The 2,054-nt window shown below is 60.8% G+C and carries 2 protein-coding genes; both read right to left on the minus strand.

What is annotated here, in order from left to right:
* Nucleotides 1–1,132 (minus strand): guanine deaminase (guaD, locus tag ACRESD_RS02590; RefSeq protein WP_431749493.1); only part of this gene is annotated, 1,132 nt, incomplete at its 3' end.
* A 7-nt stretch (nt 1,133–1,139) separates the two neighbouring features.
* Nucleotides 1,140–1,997 (minus strand): xanthine dehydrogenase accessory protein XdhC, encoded by an 858-nt coding sequence (gene xdhC, locus ACRESD_RS02595; protein WP_431749494.1) that lies wholly within the window; start codon nt 1,995–1,997, stop codon nt 1,140–1,142.
* Nucleotides 1,998–2,054 lie beyond the last annotated feature (57 nt).

The following is a 2,054-nucleotide window of genomic DNA, read 5'->3' on the forward strand; positions in this document are numbered from 1 at the left end:
GCTGCAATGTGCCGATCTTGTCTTCCAATCGCAGCGCCCGCGCGCCACCCAGGGTCGCCAGGTACAGTGACTTGAACGGGCTCAATCGTGCGCCCTGCAACTGCATGACCTTGTAGGCTTCGTTCAAGGTTTGCAGCAGCGAGAAGCTGGTGCCGCCGCCCACGTCGGTGCCCAGGCCCACATTCAACTTGTGCTTCTCGGCCATGGGCAGGTTGAACAAACCACTGCCGAGGAAGAAGTTCGACGTCGGGCAGAACGCGACCGCCGAGCCGGTCTCGGCCAGCCGCGCGCACTCGTCATCACACAGATGCACGCCATGGGCAAACACAGAGCGCTCACCCAGCAGTTTGTAGTGGTCGTACACGTCCAGGTAGCCGTTGCGCTCCGGGAACAGCGCCTTCACCCACTCGATTTCCTGCTTGTTCTCACTGATGTGGGTCTGCATGTACAGGTCTGGGTATTCGCGCAGCAGTTGACCGGCCAGCGTCAATTGTTCAGGCGTGCTGGTCGGCGCGAAGCGCGGTGTGACCGCATAGTGCAGGCGGCCCTTGCCGTGCCAGCGTTCGATCAGCGCCTTGCTTTCCTCGTAGCCGGATTCGGCGGTGTCGGTCAGGTAGTCCGGCGCATTGCGGTCCATCATCACCTTGCCGGCGATCATGCGCAGGTCGAGTTTCTCGGCGGCTTCAAAGAATGCGTTCACCGACTGCGGATGCACGCTGCCAAATACCAGTGCGGTGGTGGTGCCGTTGCGCAGCAACTCCTTGATGAAAATGTCCGCGACTTCTTCGGCGTGAGCCTTGTCGGCGAATTGGCTTTCGCAGGGGAAGGTGTAGGTGTTGAGCCAATCCAGCAACTGCTCGCCATAGGCACCGACCATGCCGGTTTGTGGCAGGTGGATGTGGGTGTCGATCAGGCCGGGGGTGATCAGCGCGTCCTGGTAGTGGGTGATTTCGACGTCGGCGGGCAGCGTCGGCAGCAAGTCACCGGCATGGCCGAGCGCACTGATCTGGCCGTTTTCGATGACCAGCAGGCCGTCTTCGAAATACTCATAGGAGGCTTCGATACCCACTTCAGCGGGGTCGGCGATGCTGTGGAGAATGGCGGCACGGTAGGCTTTGCGAGTCAAAGGCATGGTGATCTCAATTCTTGGCAAAAGAAGTAATGGCTTGGCTGCGACGTGAAGCCGGCAGCAGTCTGGCAATGGGGTCGGCGCTGGCGGTGTGCTGGCCGAAATTGGCGTTGTAGGTAGCAATGATTTCGCCGGCGATGGAGATGGCGATCTCCACCGGCAATTTGCCTTTCACCTCGGTGAGGCCCATGGGGCAGCGCATACGCTGCAATTGGGAGGCATCGAAGCCACGATCACGCAGGCGGTGTTCGAATTTGACCCGTTTGGTCTTCGAGCCGATCAGGCCGAAATAGGTGAAGTCATTACGCTTGAGCAGGGCTGCCGCCAGCTCCAGGTCCAGCGCATGGTTGTGGGTCATGACGATGCAGTAACTGCCTACAGGCAAGTCGGCAATTTCGTCGACTGGCTCTTCGCTGACGATTTTACGCACGCCTTGAGGAATATGTTCCGGAAACTCCTGGTCACGCGAGTCGATCCAGCGCACCCGGCACGGCAAGCTTGCCAGCAGCGGCACCAGCGCACGGCCCACGTGTCCGGCGCCAAACACGGCGATCTGCGCCTGCACCTGGCCCATGGGTTCAAACAGCAGCACGGTCACACCGCCGCAGCACTGGCCCAGGCTCGCGCCCAGGCTGAAGCGCTCCAGATGGGTGTTCTGCTGGCCACGCACAAGCATGTCCCGGGCAATCTGCATTGCCTTGTATTCCAGGTGCCCGCCACCGATGGTGTCGAAGGCCTGGGCCGCACTGATGACCATCTTCGAGCCGGCATTGCGCGGCGTAGAGCCGAGCTCTTCGATGATGGTGACCAGCACGCAGGGTTCACCCTGGTTCTGCAGGTCGGCGAGGGCGCTGATCCAGTTGTTCATGTTTACCTCAACACTTCTGTTGTCAGTCAGGCCGCTATCGCAGGCAAGCCAGCTCCC

This window comes from Pseudomonas sp. (genome assembly GCF_050739995.1).
Lineage (GTDB): Bacteria > Pseudomonadota > Gammaproteobacteria > Pseudomonadales > Pseudomonadaceae > Aquipseudomonas.

What these genes read in the sequence shown, in the direction of transcription:
- xdhC (WP_431749494.1), bottom strand. Translation starts at nt 1,997, where the DNA reads ATGAACAACTGGATCAGCGCCCTCGCCGACCTGCAGAACCAGGGTGAA.